We start from the raw sequence: 21,713 nt of genomic DNA, 5'->3' as shown, positions 1-21,713 counted from the left end.
ATGATCATTAAAGCACGAAATATATCAAAAATTTATAACCAAAATTCAGAAACTGAATTTTTTGGTGTCCGGGATGTATCATTAGAAATAGAGAAAGGCGAATTAATTGCTATTGTTGGGCCCAGTGGAGCGGGTAAAACAACTTTATTTAACATGTTGGGAACCTTAGATACGCCTACCTTTGGGCAATTGAAAATTAAGGACAAGAATGTTTTGAGTATGGATTATAACGAAAAGTCAAAACTTCGTAATGAAGTGATAGGATTTATATTTCAACAGTTTCGCTTAATACCTACCTTATCTGCCTTAGATAATGCATTGCTGCCTCTTCTTGTAAGTGAATCAGGAATTGATTTACCTAAAAAAGAGAACGTGATTCAATTGTTTCATAAGTATGGATTGAAAAATCAGTTAAATAAATACCCCGGCAAGTTATCAGGGGGAGAGCAGCAAAGAGTAGCGATTATCAGGGCTTTGGTTAATGAGCCTGATATTATTTTGGCGGATGAACCAACTGGGAGTTTAGATAGCAAGATGTCAGAGTTTGTATTTGATACCTTACAACAGATTCATGAGGAAGATGGTAAGACTGTCATTTACATTACACATAATATGAATCTTGTAAAAAAAGCAAGTAGGATTATTAAAATTGAAGATGGGAGTGTGGTATCAGATGAAACCTGTTAGTATTAATGCCCCGGTAAGCTCATTCGAGGCAGCTAGGAAGGCAATCGGTGCGGGAGCAAATGAAATTTATTGTGGTGTGCGTTTAAAAGGAATTAAGCATGTTACTTTTAATGGCAGGCCAAGCTATGGAAGCCTGATAGACTTTGCTGAATTAACAAAGGTTACAGAGTATGCCCATGCCAGAAATCGCAAGGTAAACTTTGTACTTAATCTACCATTTATGGCTGACATTCTTGAGATTTTGGCAAAACCGCATATAAGGCAGGCAGTAAAGTCAGAGGTAGATAGTTTTATAGTAGCTGATTTAGGTTTGATTTTATTATTAGAACAGATGAAAGTGAAAACTCCAATACATATAGGAAGTTTTGCTACAGTGAGAAATCAGGAGGCTATGAGCTTTTATTCACAGTTCAATGTAGCAAGAGTCGTTGCTCCACCGGATACTACATTAAAAGAATTATCCAGCTTGGTAAATAATCCATACAATATAGAGATAGAGGCGTTTATTCACGGTCAGGGGTGCTCTAATGTTAATGGGAATTGCTATTTATCCCATTCCTATAAAAAGCAAAGTGTTGAATTCCCGGATGATCCGCTATGGAAATTAGATAGCGACAAATCATTTGTTTCAATTGGTATTCGTAATCCTTGTATGTTTACTTTTCAAATGGAGGATTGGAAAAGTGGTGAAAAAATGAATCTCAACTGTTTGAATAGCTTTCCATTCTGTTCAGTATGTTATCTGCCTGATCTTTTAAAAACGAATGTTTCTGTCTTAAAGATAGAAGGGAGATGCCAGCCAATAGAATATCAGGAGCGGGTTCCAGGGGAGTATGCGGCATTAATTAAGCTTTTGGAAAGCGATGATATAAAAGGCTATGAGAAGTATTTAGAAAATCTAAAGCGTACTACTCCAGAACTTCATGGAGTCTGTCGGTTAAAGAAATGTTTTTATGAAAGAGAGGGTATAGATGAATCAGTTAGTACAGTGTATTGATTGTTATGATCTAAAGGATATTGAGAGCTTTCAAATTCCACAAGAAACTTCTGAACTTCGATTTGGGGATGAATTTTGTTTCAAAAAGTGCTTATCGGATGATCAGTTGGATGAAGCTATAAACTTAACTCAAAAGTATAGAAAAAGATTATCTTTCATATATCCGCGCTTGAATGATTATGAAATAAATTTGGTAAAGGAGCAGTTATGTAAGATAAATACATATGATTTGCCAGTTTATATCATTGCAAATGATTTTGGTATCAGCCAAATCAAAAAATCATTATCTTTAAAGAATTTAAGGGTAATATTAGGCCGACAGACCATCTCAGTACCAATGAGAGCCAGGCCTGCCATGCCTTCAGTCATGGGGAAGGATAATATGATTTCAAATTTTGCAGATAAGAAATTATTTCATTTATCAAATTTGAATTACAAATTAACTCTAAAATTTTTAAAAAGTAATGATATTTATGGAGTTGAATTCGATTATATCCCAGAGACATTTCCACTAATCAGAAAATTACAAAAAGAGGGAATGTACATTTATATCCATAAAAGCAATGTAATGGTCGCATTGACTAGAAAATGTTATACGAAAAGGATCATTTGCGAAGAGGGTACTGGCTGTGGACTAATTTGTAAGAATAAGAAATACCATTTGTATCACGAAGTAACAGAAGAACTATTTATGGATGGAAATGCATTATTAGCAGCAATACCCTTTAAGGAGAAAGATATTCAAGAATTAAATAATGAGAATTTTAGTCTAATTAATAGTCATAGTTGGATAAAAGAATACATCAAGTAATTCTGGAGGAAAATTAATGAAAAGAATACATCTTCTATTATATAAATATCGGGTATTAATGGGTGTTATTCCGGTGGCTATAGGACTTTTGTATTTTGTTTTAGATGAGAACAAAAGGTTTAGTAAGCCAATGCTCGGAACAGGTACAGTTGTCATGTTTATCGGTATAATTTTAAGGATATGGACAGCTATGTATAACTGGGAAAATATTAATTCTGTTGAGCCTATAGCAACAAATGGTATTATTACAAATGGGCCTTACCGATATTGCAGAAACCCAATGTATTTTAGTGCAATTATCCTTACTCTTGGGTTTAGTTTGATTTTTGGTTCGTGGCAGGTTGTACTTATCGCTGTTTTACCTACTATAGCAGTACATTTGCATCAAATCTATGTAGAAGAGAAATACTTGATGAATATATGTAATGAATTTTACGATACATATAAAAAAAGGGTACCGAGGCTATTACCATATCGTGGAAAGGTTCTTGATATTCCAGTTCAGGGCAAAGCCAATTGGAAACGCGGGCTGCAGAGGGATGCTGGACCAATCTTCGGCGGAATTGTATTCGCGTTTTTAATCGCCATTTTAATGCCTTTTTTAAGGTATGATTACCTATTTCTTGGAGTTGTCGTTGTTGTCACTGTTATTATAAACTTTATCATTGTGGGAAAAATAAAGTCAGATGTAGGTAAAGTTAAAATGATACCATCAACGGCTCCACCGTATGTATTACTGCAGCCCTTACGATATATATTATTTTCAACCAAAAAGTATATTGATAATTTAAATATAGATAAGGAAATTGAAAATCCTGTGATCTTGGATTTGGGCTGTGGTCCAGGATATTATTCTTTACCTTTGGCAGAGAATATTAATGGAACTGTGATTGCTATGGATATCAGAGAAAAAATGCTGCAGATAACTCAAAATAGAGCTGAAAAGAAGAATTTGAATAACATCAGATATCTAAAGGGAGATAGTAGTAGGATTGATTTATCAGATAATTCTGTTGATCTGATCTGCATTAACCTAGTTCTTGGCGAGATTGTTAAGATGGATGAAAGTATCAATGAAATGGTAAGAATATTGAAATCTATGGGGCGAATCAGTATCATGGAATCTATCTTTGATGATCATTATTTGAATGTACAGGAAGTAAAAGCGTTATTTGAGAAGAAAGGTTTTTCTTTCGAGTTGGTAGAGAAGAAAAAGACTTATTATATTCTTGAGGCTCACAAATAAAATTTTTGGAGGAGTTGGCTATGAAATTAAAGTATGATTGTATGGAGTATTTAAAGAGACAGAATGAACCCTGGGTAGAATATGGTATTAGTAAATTTCTTGAACAGGATGAGAATGTTGCAATAGAAAAGAAAAAGCGGTTACTAGAATGTGATGAAGTAAAAAAGACCGTAGAAATTGTTGAACAGTGGCCAGAGCCACCATTGGTCAGACATAATGACGTAAATCATCCTATTCACAAAGCATATCTTTTACTGGAAATGGGATTAGATCGTTCAGATAAGGTGATGCAGGACCTGGCAAATAAAATCTTTGAAAACCAAAATGAAGAGGGTGTGTTCCTATCCCTATTACATGTTCCAGAAGCGTATGGAGGTGCAAAAGAGCCACATATGGACTGGTTAATGTGTGATTTTCCCCTACTAATCCATTTTTTAATAGCATTAGGATATAAAGAGGATGAACGGGTAAAGAAAGGGATACAATTTTTAATTTCAAAAGCAGAGGATAATGGATGGAGATGTACAGGATCTGTTAATAAATTCCATGGTCCGGGAAGAAAAACAGATTATTGCCCGGTGGGATCACTATGGTCATTACAAGTTTTCTCGTTGTTACCAGAATATCACAATAAAGAATTTGTGAAAAATGCTATTGATTCAATTTGTAATCATTGGATAAATACAAGAGAACGAAAGATATATATGTTTGGCATGGGAACTGATTTTAAAAAATTAAAATACCCTAATCACTGGTTTGATATTATTCATGTTGTTCAAGTATTAAGTAAATTTGAGTATGCAAGGCAACAGGCGGCTTACAATGAAATGCTATCCATAATATTGGAAAAACAAAACGAAGATGGCTCTTTTATTCCAGAATCACAATACACAAGTTATAAAGGCTGGGATTTCGGACAGAAAAAGATGTCATCGCCGACATTAACCTTGGCTATAGCCAGATTAGAAGTAAATATCTAAATATGATTTTGTAGATTGTATATTTAAGGAGGGAGGAGTATATGTTTGCAGGAATTGATATTGGCTCCAGTTCTACCAATGTTGTTTTTATTAATAGCGAAAAAGAAATAATCTGTTATGAGGTAATTCCAACAAGTCCGAATCATAAAGAATCCGCCCAAAAAGCAATAAGCTCACTATGTGAAAAGAACAATCTTTTAGAGTCTGATATAACGTATATTGTGAGTACAGGATATGGAAGGAAAAATGTGAATGAAACCGCTAAAGATGTCACGGAAATATCTTGTCATGCCAAAGGTGCAATATACTTCTATCCACAAGTACGAACAGTTCTAGATATTGGTGGTCAGGACAGCAAGGTAATAAAAGTAAATGAACATGGGAGAGCTGAAGACTTCATAATGAATGAAAAGTGTGCTGCTGGTACCGGAAGGTTTCTTGAGGCCATGGCAAGAATTCTGAATGTTCGTGTTGACCAGATGGGGAAACTGTCAGCACATGCTACTAAAGAGATTAAGCTAAGCAGTGTTTGTACAGTATTTGCAGAGTCAGAAGTTATATCTAAAATAGCTGAGGAAAATACGATCGAAGACATTATTGATGGGATTCATGATTCTGTATGCTGCAGAACAGTTGCCCTGTTAGAAAAAGCAAAGATAGATCCTCTTGTTGTAATGACTGGTGGAGTAGCCCAAAATACAGGTTTGGTTTGTAAATTAGAAAAATATATTGGCCAAAAGATCTATGTGCCTCCAGAACCTCAAATAGTCGGTGCGCTTGGTGCTGCTCTTATTGCCATAGAAGAATATGAGAAAAAGGGGGGATTCATTGGAAGTGAGACAAAGTGATATACATTTGGGTTATTTATGCGGGAATAATTTACCCTTTGAAATATTCCACACATGCGGCATAAAGCTCACAAAAATAAATTGCATTGGTCAGGTGTCAAGTAATTCCAAAGTTCATTTTCCTACGATGAAGTCGTTGGAGAAATAAAGCTAGTAAAATGAGGCACTTTGGAGTGTATTGGTTACAATATATATGACCGATTTACGGCCAAATAAAGAGGATACGCTTAAAGTGAGAGATGGTATGTTAAAATATCATCTCTCATAATTTTAATTACAGTAAATATGAGGATGGTGAAAGCCGGATATGGCTATGAAGATACTAACGGAAGATGAAGTTAGAGATATTGCTGGAAAAATACTAGGATTAGAGAATTGTGAACATGCAAAAAGTGGAGTGGGACAGATTACAACTTTTAATCAGCTTGGATTTAAAGGAGTGATAGATAAACCAGATGGATGGTATCTTCCTGATGATAAAACTGAACCTGCAATAGTATTGGAAACAAAATCAAGTTCTACAATTTTAAAAAAATCACATTCGGATGAACTACTAAAAAATATGAAAATTGTAATGAAAAAGTATAAGAAGAGCATAGGCTTCAAAATAAAGAATATTATCTTGGACTTTTTAATCAGAATAAAATTGATAAAAAGAAAATATTTGTGTTAACAAAGCGGATTAATGATTGCCTTCATTTTGATTTTGGAATTAAAAATTTGTATCATAGGATGGTATTTACAGCGTGTGCATAAAGATTTGGAATTGTGGATAAAACAACATGATGATATAGAAGTTTATGTTAGTTATAATAATAAATTTAATAGTTTTGATTACCCTGCGATGTATGAAAATGTTTATGTCTCAGGAAGTAGCCCTAAAATACATTATAAAAAATGATTTTAAATATAGAAATAATAGAATCATAATTTTGAACAATAATGGAATTAAAATTTACCAGGGGAATTCATTTTTATCATTGCTATCTATGTTAAAAGGAAATGCTAAACAGACGTAAGCAAAAAAATACATTATTATATTAATTCAAGCTAAAAAACAGTTACATTGTAAATTTCATACTGTAAAATTTCATGTTAATATGTAATAATTATATTGCAATGCTGTACAGTTAGTAAAGGAGACGAGTTTTATGCAAGTATTAGTGAAAAATACTTATCATTGCGATTTGATTGAATGTCCAGATCATATTATAGATAATTTAGTACAATATCAATCAGAATTTGATAAATGGGCTATGCTCCATGATTGTATGGTAAATTTAGATACTTTTATTGAATGGGTCAATAGTAATTATTTAAATGATAGTATTATCAAAATTAAAATAATAAGTATTGGTATTACACCTTCAGAAGAACAAAAGAAATTACCCTTTATTTATTACTAATTAAGTTGTATTAATATACATAGAATATCCATTTGTCTATTGTGTGGGTAAATACTAATAGTGATTGATTATCAATAAATATGGGATGAAGTAAGTACTAAAAAGTTGGATAAAGAGATGTCGTACTAGAAAGCTTTCAACATAGGAGCAAATAAATATGAAAATATAATAGTTATAAACAGTATTTGATAAACAGTTAAAAAGATTTGCCTCGCATTTAATTATAGACTAATTGGATTCGAGGTTTATTTTATGTCATTTTGTAGTATCTTTAGGGTATGATCTTATAGAGTTTAAGTCTATTTTTGTATAAGTAGTTGGTTAATAGATAAAATAGTTTATGCATATCAAGAGGCAATAACAAAATAGTGCTCGAAATTGCTTTTTCTTTATGTTATAATGTTCGTGTAAGCAATTTTACTTGCTTGCAAGGGTAAAATTGCTCATGGGACAATAAATTCAAAGAATTTATTGTATCAATATAATAGAATTGGTAAGGGCGAAATTACTCACGGGACAATAAATTCGAAGAATTTATTGTATCAATGAAATAGAATTGGTAAGGGCGAAATTACTCGCAGGACAATAAATTCGAAGAAAGTTATCTTGCTATCGAGGTGGAAAATGCTTAATAATAATAAAATAAAGATCATGACCAAGTTGGCTTTATATGAACAGGGAAATGGTAAAAATGATATTAAAATAAGCCATTTTTATAAAGGTGATTATATACGATATAATATACTTAAAACTATTGTTTCGATTACGGTAGGCTTTCTGTTTCTATTTGCGTTGGTAGGTCTTTATAATGTAGAATATTTTATTACGAATGCAACAGTGATTAATTATAAACAGATGGGGATTTATTTGCTTGTTTTGTATTTAGCAGCAGTAATTGTCTATGTGATTTTAACAATTATCATTACTACCATAAAATATAAAAATACAAGGAAGCATTTAGTGAAATATAATAAAGATTTAAAAGAATTGAATGAAATATATAAAACAGAAAAAAGTGACATAAGGTAAGGAGGGGTAGAAGATGATGGATTTATTGGTATTAAAAGAGAAAGTTAAAGCTATATATCAGAAATACGGTCATATCATAGAGCCAGTTTCAAAATTTATTTTAGCTGTTATAGTTTTTAGTATGATTAACAGTACATTAGGATATGACGTGAGACTTAGCAAAATTTTCGTAGTACTTCTCTTATCTTTACTATGCGCATTCACACCTATTTCAATATTGATTTTACTGGCAGCAGCTTTATCCATAGGGCACATATACTTTGTATCCAGGGTGTTGGCTGTTATGACTATAGTTATAATGTTTATTTTATATTTTTTATTACTGCGTTTTACAGCAAATTTAAGCTATATAGTGCTGGCTATTCCAATCTTATATATATTAAAAATACCATATGTAATACCAATTTTATTAGGATTAATAAGTACACCTGTATCGATCGTTCCCATGGCATGCGGAGTTATAGTTTACTATTTGTTTAAGATAATAAAGACCGTAGCTGGAATTCCAAGTGAAACAAGTATTGAAGACACTTTACAGTACTATAAATATGTTATGGATATGATTTTAGGTAATAAAGAATTATTATTTACAATTATAATTTTTGCAGTAGTAATAATAATAACGTATTTAATTAGAAGACAAAAAATAGATCATGCTTTTGATTTTGCAATATTAACCGGAGCAGTCATTAATATTTTAGCATTTTTAATAGTGGATTTAAGTATTGATGTTTCGGGTCAAATTATTATTATGATAATCGGAACCATTATATCATCTGGATTAGTATATATAATACAATTCTTTCGTTTGAATTTGGATTATACAAGGGTTGAAAATGTGCAATTTGAAGATGACGATTATTATTATTATGTAAAGGCGGTTCCTAAAATTAATATTACAGCGCCAGAGATCAATGTAAAGAGAATTAATTCAAGAAAAGGTTCCGATGGTGCACATCATCTTATGGATTTGATCAGAGATGATAAAGGATCAGATGAAGATACTAAATAATAGATAAACTATTATATTATTTATCATATAATAGTATCTGTAAATCAATTATTTTATAGAAGAGCTGGCTGGGAGCTTCAAATGTGAAAGGAAATTGTTCTTGCGTTAGAAGTTTGCGCCAAATGAAATCAATTTAGCTTGATTTTGCCTGACTTGGAGGACAAAATATGGATGCAATAAAAAATTTTATAGATAATTACCTTATATGGATGTCTTTGCCTCAGTTTACAAAGACGGATATATTTGAAATCTTAATAATTGCTTTTGCATTATATCATATTATTTTATGGGTTAAGAATACAAAAGCGTGGGTAATCGTTAAAGGTATTATTGTTTTGCTTATCTTCAGCTTGATTGCATCTATTCTTCATCTTAATGTTATCCTGTGGATTTTTAAGAATACTATTAGTGTAAGTATTGTTGCAGTTGTTATCGTATTTCAACCCGAACTTCGTAAAGCATTAGAGCAATTAGGAAGAAAAAATCTTGTATCTTCAATCATCCAGTTTGAAGATTCTAAAGATAAAAATGAAAAATTTTCTGATAAGATTATTTCTGAAATCGTTCGTGCTACTTTCGAATTAGCAAAAACTAAGACGGGAGCACTTATAGTGATTGAACGAAATATAATATTGTCAGAGTATGAGAGAACAGGAATACAAATTGACTCAATTATCAGCAGTCAATTATTAATTAATATATTTGAGCATAATACCCCGCTTCATGATGGTGCAGTTATTCTTCGTGAAAACCGGATTGCAGCTGCAACCTGCTATTTACCTTTATCTGATAACATGCAGCTGAGTAAAGATCTTGGTACGAGACATCGTGCGGGTATTGGTATCAGTGAAGAAACAGATGCAGTTACAATTATTGTTTCTGAAGAGACAGGAAAAGTTTCTGTGGCGGAAAGTGGAAGATTAATAAGAAATATAGATGGAGATTATTTAAAAACAAAATTGCAGGATATGAAAAAGAAGACCACAGAAGTCAAAGGAATTAAATTGTGGAAAGGAAGACGAGGGAATGAAAAAAAAGCTGACTAAAAACTTAGGTATGAAAATCCTATCGCTCATTCTTGCTACTTTATTATGGATTGTAATTGTTAATATTGATGATCCGGTTACTACCAGGCCGTTTCGTGATATCGTCGTTGAAATTCAACATGAAGAAGCCATAAAATCGTTGGATAAAGTTTATGAAGTTTTGGAAGGCAATACCGTAGATGTAACAGTGAAAGCAAAGAGAAGTGTTTTGGATACCATTCGGGTAAGTGACATAAAGGCAGTAGCTGACTTGTCCAACCTGTCGTATACCAATGCAGTTCCTATCACAGTTACCTGTTCAAAACCTGTTGAGCAGCTGACCCTGGGAAAAGTATCAACTTTAAAAGTTGCTTTAGAAGATATAGATACAAAACAGTTTAAGATAACAATCGTACCAAAGGGAACAGAGGAAGAAGGCTATCTTATAGGGACCATTAAGGCAAAACCTAATATAATACAGGTAAGTGGTGCAAAATCACAGATTGCACGTATTGACCAGATAAGAGTAGATATTGATGTATCCAATGCTTCAGAAGATTTTACTGCAAAAGGAGAACCCAAAGCATATGATGCAGACGGAAGAAGTATAGATTCCAGTAAATTAACGTTTAGTAATAAAAATATACAATTATCTGCTTCTGTATTAAAAACAAAAACCATTAATCTTGATATTAAATCAAAAGGAACAGCCTTGTCTGGATACCGCCTTGTAGATATTGAGTATGAGCCAAAAGAAATCACAATTGCAGGAGCATCCGGCTTACTAAAAAATATAAATTCTATTCCTATTGAAGTAGATATAGAAAATGCGTTTGTTAATATTGAAGAAGAAATAGATTTAACACAGTATATTCCAGAGGGTACTATATTAGCAGAAGACAGTAAGTCAATTATGATCAAAGTGACAATTGAGAAGCTCCAGGAAAAGAATATATCATTTAATACAAATGATATAGAGATAAAAAATTTACCACCAGGAGCTACTTTTAATTTTAATGATGATCAGGACTTAGTTATTAAAGTAACAGGATTGGCCAAAGATTTAAAGAATGTGACAATTAATTCTCTGAATCCGTATATCGATTTAAACGGTTTAGATTTTGATATTCATGAGGTAGAGTTACATGTGGAAACATTGGATGGAATACAGTTATTAGAGGTTCCCACACTGAGTATATCTTTAAAGAGTGCAAATGAGATGACTTTAGAGAATGTTGAAGTAAATGAAGAGATTAATAATGATGATTGAAAAATAATCAATGGGGATTTATAGGAGGTTTTATAATGGTTAGCGCTAAAGTCATGGTGAAAAATCCATCCGGATTACACCTAAGACCTGCAGGTGTCTTATGTGAGGAAGCACTAAAATTCAAGTCTAAGATATCGTTTAAATATCAGCACAGTATCGCAAATGCCAAAAGTGTATTAAGTGTATTGGGAGCTTGTGTAAAATCTGATAGTGAAATAGAATTGATTTGTGAAGGAGAAGATGAAGAGAAAGCTTTAGCAGCCATTAAGAATCTTATTGAGAATGGACTTGGAGAAGAAATATAAAATCATCTTTGAAGATCACTTATAACTTACAAATTAATAATACAGTTTAGAACATATGGTTTTGGTGCAAATTATCTGATTTTGCATCAAAACCATATTGCAGGAAAACCAATATTTAAATTATCAATTAAGAAACGAAACTATCTCAGGATAGTTATAGGAGGAAATCTATGAATAAATTTGATGTAATTATTGTGGGAGCAGGACCAGCAGGAATCTTTACAGCTCTTGAAATGATAAAGAGTGGAACAGAGAAGAAAATTGCAATTGTTGAAAAAGGGGTATCCATTGAAAAGAGAAATTGCCCAAAAGTTAAAACCAAAAAATGTGTAAATTGCAAACCATATTGTCATATTACAACAGGATTTTCAGGTGCCGGAGCTTTTTCCGATGGTAAATTATCCTTAAGTTACGAAGTTGGGGGAGATTTACCAAATCTCATTGGATCTGATTTTGCTCAGGAAATGATTAATTACACAGACCAAATCTATCTTGACTTTGGAGCCGATACTAAGATAGAAGGTGTGGATAATGGTGAGAAAGTGAAGGATATCCGCAAAAGAGCAATTCAATCTGGTTTAAAGCTGGTAGATTGTCCGATCAGACATTTGGGAACAGAGTCAGCACAGGTCATATATAACAAAATTGAAGATTATCTTGTAGAGAATGGAGTAGAAATTCATTTTGGACAAGTCTGTAAAGATATTATTGTCGATAATGGTACCTGTACGGGTGTTCTAGTAGCTGATGCAAGAAAGGAAGAGGAAGTACAAACCCTTTACAGTGATAATATTGTTGTTGCCACAGGACGTAAAGGGGCAGACTGGCTTGAGAAGATGTGTGAAGTTCATAATATTGAACATCAATCAGGAACTGTGGATATTGGCGTTAGAGTAGAAGTTAGAAATGAAATAATGGAAGATGTTAATAATGTACTGTATGAATCTAAATTAATTGGTTATCCACTTCCATTTAAAAATAAAGTAAGAACATTCTGTCAAAATCCTGGTGGATTTGTAAGCCAGGAGAATTACGACAATAATTTAGCAGTAGTAAATGGTCATTCCTATAAGAAATTAAAATCTCAAAATACAAATTTAGCAATTCTGTGCTCTCATAATTTTAGTGAACCATTTAACCAACCTATTGAATATGCTAAGAAAGTAGGCGAATTGGTTAATATGTTAGGAAATGGTCAAATTCTTGTTCAACGTTTTGGAGATATACTTGATGGAAAGAGAACATGGCAAAAAGAGTTAGACCGTTCAAATGTCAAACCTACATTGCCAGATGCCATTGCAGGAGATATCACATCTGCAATGCCATACCGAACCATGGTGAACATTATCAATTTTATTAAAGCTGTTGATACCGTAGTGCCTGGTTTTGCAAGTACAGAAACCCTGCTTTATTCCCCGGAGATTAAATTTTATAGTAACCGCATAAAAATGGATGAAAAATTTAATACAAATATTAAGAATTTATACTGCTTAGGTGATTCCAGCGGATGGACAAGAGGTCTTATGATGGCATCTGTAATGGGAGTTCTAATGGGAAGGGAATTGGATAAGAAATAATCTGAATTAAGTTTCACTTGATAAAAAAACAATCGGGTGTTATAATTAGTCACAATAAACAAATAAAGGAATGATTTGGATGGGACTAGAGTAGACAAGGCAAAATTATTTATAATCAAAAAATATAGTGTGATATACCGACTCCGAAGCTTACAATAACTTGATAAAAAAGTAATTTGTAAATAATATTGTAAATTAGGAGGATTTTATTATGAATAAATATAAGCGCTATAAAAGAGTACCGGTTGTTTCAATGCCTAATAGAGAATGGGCTAATAATGAGATTAGAAAAGCACCTGTCTGGTGCAGTGTAGATCTTAGAGATGGTAATCAGGCACTAATTGAACCAATGGTCGTTGAAGAAAAGATAGAATTTTTTAATTTATTGGTGAAGTTAGGATTTAAAGAAATTGAAATTGGTTTTCCATCAGCTTCACAGATAGAATTTGATTTTTTAAGACAATTGGTGGATCGAAAACTGATTCCTGATGATGTTGTGATTCAGGTTTTAGTACAATGCAGAGAACATCTTATTCAAAGAACTTTTGAGGCATTGGAAGGTGTTAAAACTGCGATTGTTCATATTTATAATTCAACATCTGTATTGCAAAGAGATGTTGTATTTAGTATGAGTAAGGATGAAATCAAAGAGATTGCCATTGAAGGAACAAAATTGGTCAAACATTATGCCAAAGATTTCCCAGGAAAAATTATTCTTGAATATTCTCCAGAAAGTTTTACGGGTACAGAACTTGATTATGCACTTGAAGTTTGCGAAGCCGTATTAGATACTTGGGGGGCATCAAAAGAGAATAAAGTAATTCTTAATTTGCCGGCAACGGTTGAGATGACAACACCAAATGTATATGCTGACCAGATTGAATGGATGAATAAGCATTTTAAGAATAGAGAATCAATTATCCTAAGCATTCATCCCCATAATGACAGAGGGACTGCAGTTGCGGCTACAGAGCTTGCCATACTGGCAGGATGTGACAGGGTAGAAGGGACTTTATTCGGAAATGGTGAACGAACAGGTAATGTTGATATCTTAAATGTTGCTTATAATATGTTTTCTCAGGGTATAAATCCTGAACTTGAAATAGAGAATGTAAATGAAATTATAGATGTATATGAACGCTGCAATAAAATTCCTGTTCATATCAGGCACCCATATGCAGGTAAACTTGTATTTACTGCATTTTCCGGATCTCATCAGGATGCTATTAATAAAGGTATCAAGGCGATGAACGACAGAAAAAGTACTATATGGGAAGTGCCATACCTTCCAATTGATCCATCTGATTTAGGCAGAGTATACGAACCAATCGTTCGCATTAACAGTCAGTCTGGTAAAGGTGGGGTTGCTTTTGTTATGGATACTTACTTTGGATATAAATTACCAAAAGGAATGCATAAAGAGTTTGCAGATGTGATTCAAAAGATTGCAGAGAAACAAGGGGAAGTAGCACCAGAAGTGATTATGCAGCAGTTTAGTGAGCAATACTTAGAGAAAAAAGAGCCATTGCATTTTAGAAAGTGTAGAATAGAAGATATGTCAGATTGTGAAGGAGATTATGATACTCTTGCCAAGGTTGTATTTACGGATCATGGTAAGGAAATAATAGCTGAAGCAACAGGTAATGGTCCAATTGACTCTGTAAAGAATGCACTTTTGAAAGAACTTGGTATTAATACTAAAATTCTTGATTATTCAGAGCATGCACTTGGTGAAGGCTCTGATGCAAAGGCGGCAGCATATATTCATATTTTAGATCTTACTACAGGTAAGGCGACTTTTGGTGTTGGTGTAAGTTCAAATATTACCAGAGCTTCTATAAGAGCCATCTTTAGTGCGCTTAATCGCTTGAATGAAGAATAAGTAAAAGAGAGAAGGAACATGATATGAAAAAAGTAATAACCTATGGAACATACGATTTACTTCATGTAGGTCATATTAATCTTTTAAGAAGAGCAAGAGAACTTGGAGATTACCTATTAGTGGTATTATCTTCTGATGAATTTAATGCATTGAAACATAAAACTGCATATCATTCCTATGAAGATAGAAAGATTATATTAGAATCCATTAAGTATGTTGATGAGGTTATTCCTGAATATACATGGGAACAAAAGATAAAGGACGTTGTAGATAATAATATTGATGTGTTTGTAATGGGAGATGATTGGGAAGGTCAGTTTGACTTTTTAAAAGATTATTGTGAAGTTATTTACCTTCCAAGAACAGATGGAATTTCTACAACTAAGATTAAAAGTGATCTTAACTTAGGCGCAAAATAAAAATTATAATAAATAAGTATTGTCATAATAAACAATAGAAGGGGGCTGTTACAAAACAACGTTTTGCGACAGTCCCATTTAATGATTGGGATTATGAATACAATAAGAGGTTGCTATGAAAGAAATAACGAAAGAAATAAAAAATAAAAAATTGTTTTTACTTGATATTGATGGTACCATTGCATTTGACAGTACTCTTATTGATGGAACACTGGAGTTTATGAATCGTGTTCTGGAGATAGGAGGAAAGTATATTTTTATTACCAATAATTCTACGAAAAGCATTCAGGATTATATAACGAAATTTGAGAAATTTAATATTCCGGTAGATGAAACCAGTTTTTTAACATCTTCCTATGCAACAGCACTTTATCTGAAAGAAAAATATGATGAACAGTTATTATTTGTATTAGGAACAAATTCATTTGTAAAAGAATTAAAAGGGTTTGGTCTTAAAGTAACAGAGAAAATAGAAGAAGGAATTGCAGCAGCAGTTGTTGGATTTGATAATGAATTAAATTACAAAAAAATAGAAAATATCTGTGAGTTATTACTCACAAGGAATATAGATTATATCGGGACAAACCCGGATTTAGTATGTCCTACCAGTTTTGGTTTTGTTCCAGACTGTGGAGCAATCTGTGATATGATTGAAAAAGCAGTGAAAAGAGAGCCTGTTTATATTGGAAAACCGAATCCACTTATCGTTAATATGGCACTTGACAGTACCGGTTTTAAACCGGAAGAAACTCTTGTGATTGGAGATAGACTATATACAGATATAGCCTGTGGTATAAATGCCAATGTGGATACGGCTGTTGTCTTTACGGGGGAAGCCAAAATGAAAGATTTAAAAGAAACTCCATTTAAGCCAACATATTATTGTAATACAATTAAAGATATATATGAAATGATAAGATAAGTTAATATCATCGTGGAGTGAAAGAGGAAATATAATGAAAGATATATTGGTGAAAATTGCAAAAGGGATACTTATAAGTTTTTATTATCTATGCACAAAAGTATGCAAAATTAAAAAAGATGTTATAGTTTTTGAAAGCAATGTAGGACGGAATTATTCCGGTAATCCAAAAGCTATTTTTGAAGAGATGATAAAACTTGGACTTGATAAAAAATATCATTGCTACTATATATTGGAAGATACCAATATGCAATTAACGGGGAATATTAGGAAGGTAAAAAGAGCCAGGTTAAAATATTTTTATATCATGGCAACCGCAAAAATCTGGATCAGTGATTCAAGATTTCCAAGATATATTATCAAAAGAAAAGGAGTGCATTACATACAAACATGGCATGGAACTCCGTTAAAGAAATTGGCTCTTGATATGGATGATGTTGTTATGTCGGGAGAGACTACCATAGATAATTATAAGAAGCTATTTTATGAAAATGCCCAGACCTGGGATTATCTTGTATCCCAAAATAATTTTTCTACCAATATATTTCGAAGAGCATTTGGCTTTGAAAAGACTATGCTTGAGATTGGTTATCCCAGAAATGATACATTGGTGAACAATAATGAGGAAGAATATATTGTATCATTGAAGGAAAAGTTTGGACTTCCGTCTGACAAAAGGATTATTCTCTATGCACCGACCTGGCGCGATAATGAGTTTTATGGAAATGGAAAATATAAATTTAGTCCCAAATTAGATTTTGATATGGCCAGAGAGCAATTAGCAGATGATTATGTAATGATTGTAAAATACCATTATCTTATCATGGACAATATAGATTGGAATGGATACGGAGGTTTTATCTATGCTTTTGACTCAAGCTATGATATATCTGATTTATATCTGGTATCAGATCTTCTTATCACTGATTATTCTTCCGTTATGTTTGACTATAGTTTATTGAGAAGACCAATGTTTTTCTATGCCTATGATCTGGACAACTATAAGAATAATCTGAGGGGATTCTATTTTGATTTTATCAGTGAAGTCCCAGGACCAATTTCATTGACTACAAAAGATCTAATAAGGGATATTTTAAATTATGATCCTTCTGAATATGAGGAAAAGTATTATTACTTTACTAAGAAATACAACCATCTTGATGATGGGAAAGCATCTCAAAAGGTAGCAAATCTAATTGAATATTTAGTGAAAGATTTAGAAAACGATAGAGTAATTGAGAGAATAAAAAATTTAGCAGATGAATCAGATAAGGAAGGGAGAATAAATTTATAATGAAAATCATAGGGTATCTTATATTTTCCTTCTTTTATCATATCTTTTTAATATGCAGGGCAAAAGACAAAAAAGTATGCTGTATTATGCATCATGATAGCAGCAGGGATAGTAATGTAGGTATGGTGATTCAATATCTACGGAAAATCTCTGATGAATATGAATTCACTTATATTACAAAAAGAGAGGTAAATGGAATAAAGGGGAAAGGAATGATTAAAAATTTTATTCCTTTTTTTATCACAAAATCCTATCATTTGGCTACATCGAATTATGTTTTACTGGATGATGCATTTCTGCCAATTGCTTACTTAAAATTTCGAAAAGGTGTTAAAGTAATTCAATTGTGGCATGGAACGGGAACGATCAAGAAATTTGGACAGGATGCCAACACTGGACGATTAAAAAAATTAGAGTATAAAATAAACCAAAATATAACCCATTTAATCGTTAACTCCAGCAAAATCATAGATCAGTATAGTAAAGCGTTTGGTGTTTCAAAAAATAAAGTATACCCTTTAGGGCTTCCAAGAACTGATACACTTTTTCAAACAAAAAAATTAGAGAAAGAAATAGCTGGTTTTTATGAAAATTATCCTGAATTAAAAGGGAAGAAAATTCTCCTTTATGCACCTACCTTTCGTGACGCAGAAATAGAGAATCCCAAGGTTCATTTAGACTATGGTAAACTTATAGAGGGTATATCTAAAGACTGGGTACTAATACTGAAACTACATCCATTTGTAGCAAATGCATTTCAGTTAAGTGAAGTGGAGAAAGAGAAGTTTTATGGAAGATTATATGATTTTTCATATTACCCTGACTTAAATGCTCTTATGGGGGCATCGGATATTCTGGTTACTGATTATTCCTCTATTATTTTTGAATATTGCCTGCAAAATAAGCCGATGATATTCTATGCCTATGATCTGGAGGAATTTTCTAATCATGGCCGTGGGTTTTATGAGCCATATGAAGAATACGTACCTGGCCCGATTGCACATAATACAGATGATTTAATTAATATAATAAATCAAGATACTTATGATATGGAGCGGATAGCAAAATTTAAAGAAGATAATTTTGAGTATCTTGACGGACAATCTACGAAACGTTTGGTTGATAAATTATTTTTAAATGAATTTTGAATATTGCCTGTTTAATGGATTCAAGAAGTTTGGTATAAATTAAAAACTTCTTGAATCCATTTTTGGTAGTAAGGAGTTATTTTCTAAAAGCTTGACAATAATTCCCTATTAAATTAGTATAAAATTATAAACAGTCAGGGATTATTAAAAAAGTTATTTTCTGGTTATTAAAATGTAGGTAATTGCGAAACTAATAAACATTCTAAATTTGTGATACAACTCATATAAATTCCTCCGCTCCAACGCTCCTTCCGCTTAGCTTCCGCTCCGGAATTATATTATTTGTATCACAATAACCAAATCTTTGGAGTTTCGCAATTACCTGCTATTAAAATATAAAAGGGGGAGTATCCATGAGTAAATTAGTTGTATCCTATGATGATCTTGATGATGCAATAAAGTCTGCAAAAAAGACTGCAATACTGTTAGAAGAATATGCGGAAACACTTGAAAATGAGGTGGGTAGAAATTTAAAAACGTATAGTGGTGAAAGAACAAACAATATTGAAGAAGCGGATTATTTAATTCAAGAGAAACTAGTGGAGTTGCGGCAAAAAGAAATTGATTTTCAAACACTATCCTATAATTTAGATACCTTTAAAACTAACTGCAGGATAGCGGATAATAATGTAAAGGTTGCCATTGAGTCTTTATCAGGAAATTTTAGAAACACATATGGGATAAAAGAAAATATATTCACAAATTTCTTTTGTTATGTAGGAACAGAAATCACCAATTCCAATGCCCTAACCAGATTTCTTAAAAGTCAACATAATAATATGGAATTTGATGTTCCAGATCTTATTGAAGAAATTAAAGATTGGTATAAACAAGGAAAATATTTAGACAATGATTTATTATGGGAAACAAGAAAAGCAGGTGATAAAATTAAAGATTTTATTAAGGGCCAATACGAAGGCGCCAGAGAAAGTATTAAGGAAGGAATTAATAAGGGAATAGAAGAAGCAAAAGCGTTTATCCCTCATCATGTTAGTAATGATATAGCATTAAATTTTTATGACTTTATCAGTATGCCTCTCTTTGCAATATCTCAGGATAAGAGCAATGAAAATTATAAAAAGAATACAGAGTACTTTAAAGAAAACTCAGATAAATTATTGGTAAAAGGGAAAGATGGGAAGAGTTATATAGAATATCAAGAGAAAAAAGAATTATTCAGTAATTTGAATTTCGGCTGGACTGATGTGAACTTGGCCGGATGTGGAATTATTGCTACCTATAATGCTATAATAGGTATGAACTCGTCTGTTTCTGATAACTTATTTCCTGATTTGATCAAATATTACGAGAGAAAAGGAATCGCTGCAAAAGGATTCCTAGGGAATAATCCTAATGCAATTCAGCAATATTTTAATGAAAATGGTTATAAGACAAAAGTGATAACGACTGCAAGCCCAAATGACTTTAATCAGCTTGGGAAAGATTATGATGCAATCATTGTAACAATATATAATAACGGAGATGATATCACTGAACAAGCTCATACTGTTGCAATAACGAAATATGAAGGAAAATATTATTCTCATAATTTAGACGATATAGCAAGTGAGAGTTTAAGTTCACATGAATCCTTAACAAATGATAATACAAGTGGTAATAGGAAGATTATTTCTGCAATAGGCATAAGTAAGGAGCCAAAAGATGAATAGAAAACTATTTGAAATAATAATGGGGATTATAATAGCCGTATTATTATCTGGTTGCTCTAACAGAGATAAAACAGGATATTACCCAATAAATAATATTAATTCCAAGTTATCCCACAGCTCTAGTGGCCTTACCTGTTCAAATGAAAAGGATGATTATTATTATTCAAATGGAATTATTTATAAATATGGTAATTCAATTGAGAGTAGTGAACCAATTGTTGATACAATCAAAGTTTCCGGTGTTGAGAAACTATATCCAACAAATATTGCAGTAACAAATAACTATTTATATTTTATTATAGATGGAAAATTCTTTCAAACTGATTTACATACGAAGGAGACAGAAGCCCTTTTTCCAGAATTAACAGGTCGTTTTGTAGATGTAGCCGCAGATAAAGAAGGCATTTTTATATCATACTTTACCAATATATCACGTATTTACTGGATGGATGATGGGAAAAAAGAATGGGATAAGGTAATAGATTTACAAAAGATGTTATTAGACGGTAAGAAAACACAGAATATATATGATTTTAATAATTATGTTACTCTATTTAAGAATTATCTAATACTTGGTGATGACCATTTGGGAATAGATGATATTCGAGTGACCAGTGTGTTTTCGCAAACGAAAGATAATATACTTATGAAAAATAACGGAAGTGCAAAAGAGTATTTTATGCTTGATGGAATAATCTATGGCTTAAAATTGGATGGATATTATCTTATTGACAATTCAACCATATATCCTATATCAGCATTGGCAGACTACGATAGTGTACATTTTAATTGGATACCCGGTCATTATGTAGTAGAAAACAAAAAATTATATATATTAGTACAGTATGCAAAACCACCTAAGGTTGTAAATCCACATCAGAGTGACAGCATTTTCGATGCTATCATAGAGGTAGATCCAATCGTGGGTGATAGCAAAGTACTGTTTAAGACTAAAAGTAATATGCCAAGAATAGTGGCTTATGAGGAAGGTTTTGTGTATCTATTTCGTGAATATCAGATTTCATCCTATAACTTAGCCACAGGAGAAGAAAAAAAACTAGCAGATCTGCCGGAAAAGGATTCCTTAATATTTGACTGTGTGAATGGAAAGATATTTGTTTATGAATGGGAGACAGCATATCATAGATTGATGGAGGTTGTGGAGTTAAGGGATTAATAATCTAA

General features: G+C 32.3%; 21 protein-coding genes. All 21 read left to right on the top strand.

The features are described 5' to 3' along the window. The 21 genes from EDD66_RS08415 (at position 1) to EDD66_RS08310 (ending at position 21,705) form a co-directional block, all read left to right on the top strand. Complete coding sequence (locus tag EDD66_RS08415; RefSeq protein WP_123609134.1) at positions 1-687, top strand: ABC transporter ATP-binding protein; 687 nt, start codon at positions 1-3, stop codon at positions 685-687. Then, on the top strand, positions 674-1,684 hold the full coding sequence (locus EDD66_RS08410; RefSeq protein WP_170164298.1) for a peptidase U32 family protein: 1,011 nt from the start codon (positions 674-676) through the stop codon (positions 1,682-1,684). The genes EDD66_RS08415 and EDD66_RS08410 overlap by 14 nt, the downstream gene beginning before the upstream one ends. Beyond that, positions 1,659-2,495, top strand: coding sequence for a hypothetical protein (locus tag EDD66_RS08405; protein WP_123609132.1), 837 nt, complete (start codon positions 1,659-1,661; stop codon positions 2,493-2,495). The genes EDD66_RS08410 and EDD66_RS08405 overlap by 26 nt, the downstream gene beginning before the upstream one ends. Before the next feature lie 16 nt (positions 2,496-2,511). Continuing rightward, entirely contained in the window at positions 2,512-3,741 is a 1,230-nt protein-coding gene (locus EDD66_RS08400; protein ID WP_123609131.1) for a methyltransferase domain-containing protein, read from the top strand. Positions 3,742-3,761: 20 nt separating this feature from the next. Then, complete coding sequence (locus tag EDD66_RS08395; protein WP_123609130.1) at positions 3,762-4,721, top strand: prenyltransferase/squalene oxidase repeat-containing protein; 960 nt, start codon at positions 3,762-3,764, stop codon at positions 4,719-4,721. Between the two features lie 41 nt (positions 4,722-4,762). Next, the gene (locus EDD66_RS08390; RefSeq protein ID WP_123609129.1) at positions 4,763-5,569 is read left to right on the top strand and encodes an acyl-CoA dehydratase activase; all 807 of its coding nucleotides are present in this window, start codon (positions 4,763-4,765) and stop codon (positions 5,567-5,569) included. A gap of 307 nt (positions 5,570-5,876) precedes the next feature. Then, the gene (locus tag EDD66_RS08385) at positions 5,877-6,242 is read left to right on the top strand and encodes a hypothetical protein (protein ID WP_170164297.1); all 366 of its coding nucleotides are present in this window, start codon (positions 5,877-5,879) and stop codon (positions 6,240-6,242) included. Between the two features lie 478 nt (positions 6,243-6,720). After that, positions 6,721-6,975, top strand: a complete 255-nt coding sequence (locus EDD66_RS08375) for a hypothetical protein (protein WP_123609127.1) — start codon at positions 6,721-6,723, stop codon at positions 6,973-6,975. Positions 6,976-7,599: 624 nt separating this feature from the next. Beyond that, positions 7,600-8,004: a hypothetical protein gene (locus EDD66_RS08370; protein WP_123609126.1), complete on the top strand. Its 405-nt coding sequence runs from the start codon at positions 7,600-7,602 to the stop codon at positions 8,002-8,004. A gap of 13 nt (positions 8,005-8,017) precedes the next feature. Beyond that, on the top strand, positions 8,018-9,016 hold the full coding sequence (locus tag EDD66_RS08365) for a hypothetical protein (RefSeq protein ID WP_123609125.1): 999 nt from the start codon (positions 8,018-8,020) through the stop codon (positions 9,014-9,016). Positions 9,017-9,183: 167 nt separating this feature from the next. Next, entirely contained in the window at positions 9,184-10,062 is an 879-nt protein-coding gene (gene cdaA, locus EDD66_RS08360; protein WP_123609124.1) for a diadenylate cyclase CdaA, read from the top strand. Next, positions 10,043-11,311, top strand: coding sequence for a CdaR family protein (locus EDD66_RS08355; protein WP_123609123.1), 1,269 nt, complete (start codon positions 10,043-10,045; stop codon positions 11,309-11,311). The genes cdaA and EDD66_RS08355 overlap by 20 nt, the downstream gene beginning before the upstream one ends. Positions 11,312-11,346: 35 nt before the next feature. After that, positions 11,347-11,616, top strand: coding sequence for an HPr family phosphocarrier protein (locus EDD66_RS08350; RefSeq protein ID WP_123609122.1), 270 nt, complete (start codon positions 11,347-11,349; stop codon positions 11,614-11,616). A gap of 170 nt (positions 11,617-11,786) precedes the next feature. Further along, on the top strand, positions 11,787-13,193 hold the full coding sequence (locus EDD66_RS08345) for an NAD(P)/FAD-dependent oxidoreductase (protein ID WP_123609121.1): 1,407 nt from the start codon (positions 11,787-11,789) through the stop codon (positions 13,191-13,193). 211 nt (positions 13,194-13,404) lie between these two features. Next, positions 13,405-15,075 (top strand): 2-isopropylmalate synthase, encoded by a 1,671-nt coding sequence (gene leuA / locus EDD66_RS08340; protein ID WP_123609120.1) that lies wholly within the window; start codon positions 13,405-13,407, stop codon positions 15,073-15,075. A gap of 23 nt (positions 15,076-15,098) precedes the next feature. After that, complete coding sequence (gene tagD / locus EDD66_RS08335) at positions 15,099-15,494, top strand: glycerol-3-phosphate cytidylyltransferase (RefSeq protein ID WP_123609119.1); 396 nt, start codon at positions 15,099-15,101, stop codon at positions 15,492-15,494. Positions 15,495-15,609: 115 nt separating this feature from the next. Beyond that, the gene (locus tag EDD66_RS08330; RefSeq protein WP_123609118.1) at positions 15,610-16,416 is read left to right on the top strand and encodes an HAD-IIA family hydrolase; all 807 of its coding nucleotides are present in this window, start codon (positions 15,610-15,612) and stop codon (positions 16,414-16,416) included. A 34-nt stretch (positions 16,417-16,450) separates the two neighbouring features. Then, a complete protein-coding gene (locus EDD66_RS08325; protein ID WP_123609117.1) occupies positions 16,451-17,710 on the top strand; it encodes a CDP-glycerol glycerophosphotransferase family protein in 1,260 nt (419 codons plus the stop codon). Then, positions 17,710-18,858 carry a CDP-glycerol glycerophosphotransferase family protein gene (locus EDD66_RS08320; protein ID WP_123609116.1) on the top strand — a complete coding sequence of 383 codons (1,149 nt, stop codon included), beginning with the start codon at positions 17,710-17,712 and terminating at the stop codon, positions 18,856-18,858. Before EDD66_RS08325 ends, EDD66_RS08320 begins: the two co-directional genes overlap by 1 nt. Positions 18,859-19,211: 353 nt before the next feature. Beyond that, entirely contained in the window at positions 19,212-20,528 is a 1,317-nt protein-coding gene (locus EDD66_RS08315) for a hypothetical protein (protein WP_123609115.1), read from the top strand. After that, complete coding sequence (locus EDD66_RS08310; RefSeq protein ID WP_123609114.1) at positions 20,521-21,705, top strand: hypothetical protein; 1,185 nt, start codon at positions 20,521-20,523, stop codon at positions 21,703-21,705. The genes EDD66_RS08315 and EDD66_RS08310 overlap by 8 nt, the downstream gene beginning before the upstream one ends. Positions 21,706-21,713: the final 8 nt, after the last annotated feature.

Source organism: Mobilisporobacter senegalensis, from assembly GCF_003752155.1.
Lineage (GTDB): Bacteria > Bacillota > Clostridia > Lachnospirales > Lachnospiraceae > Mobilisporobacter > Mobilisporobacter senegalensis.
The sequence above is the reverse complement of the archived record's forward strand: the minus strand, read 5'-3'. Positions and strand labels throughout refer to the sequence as shown.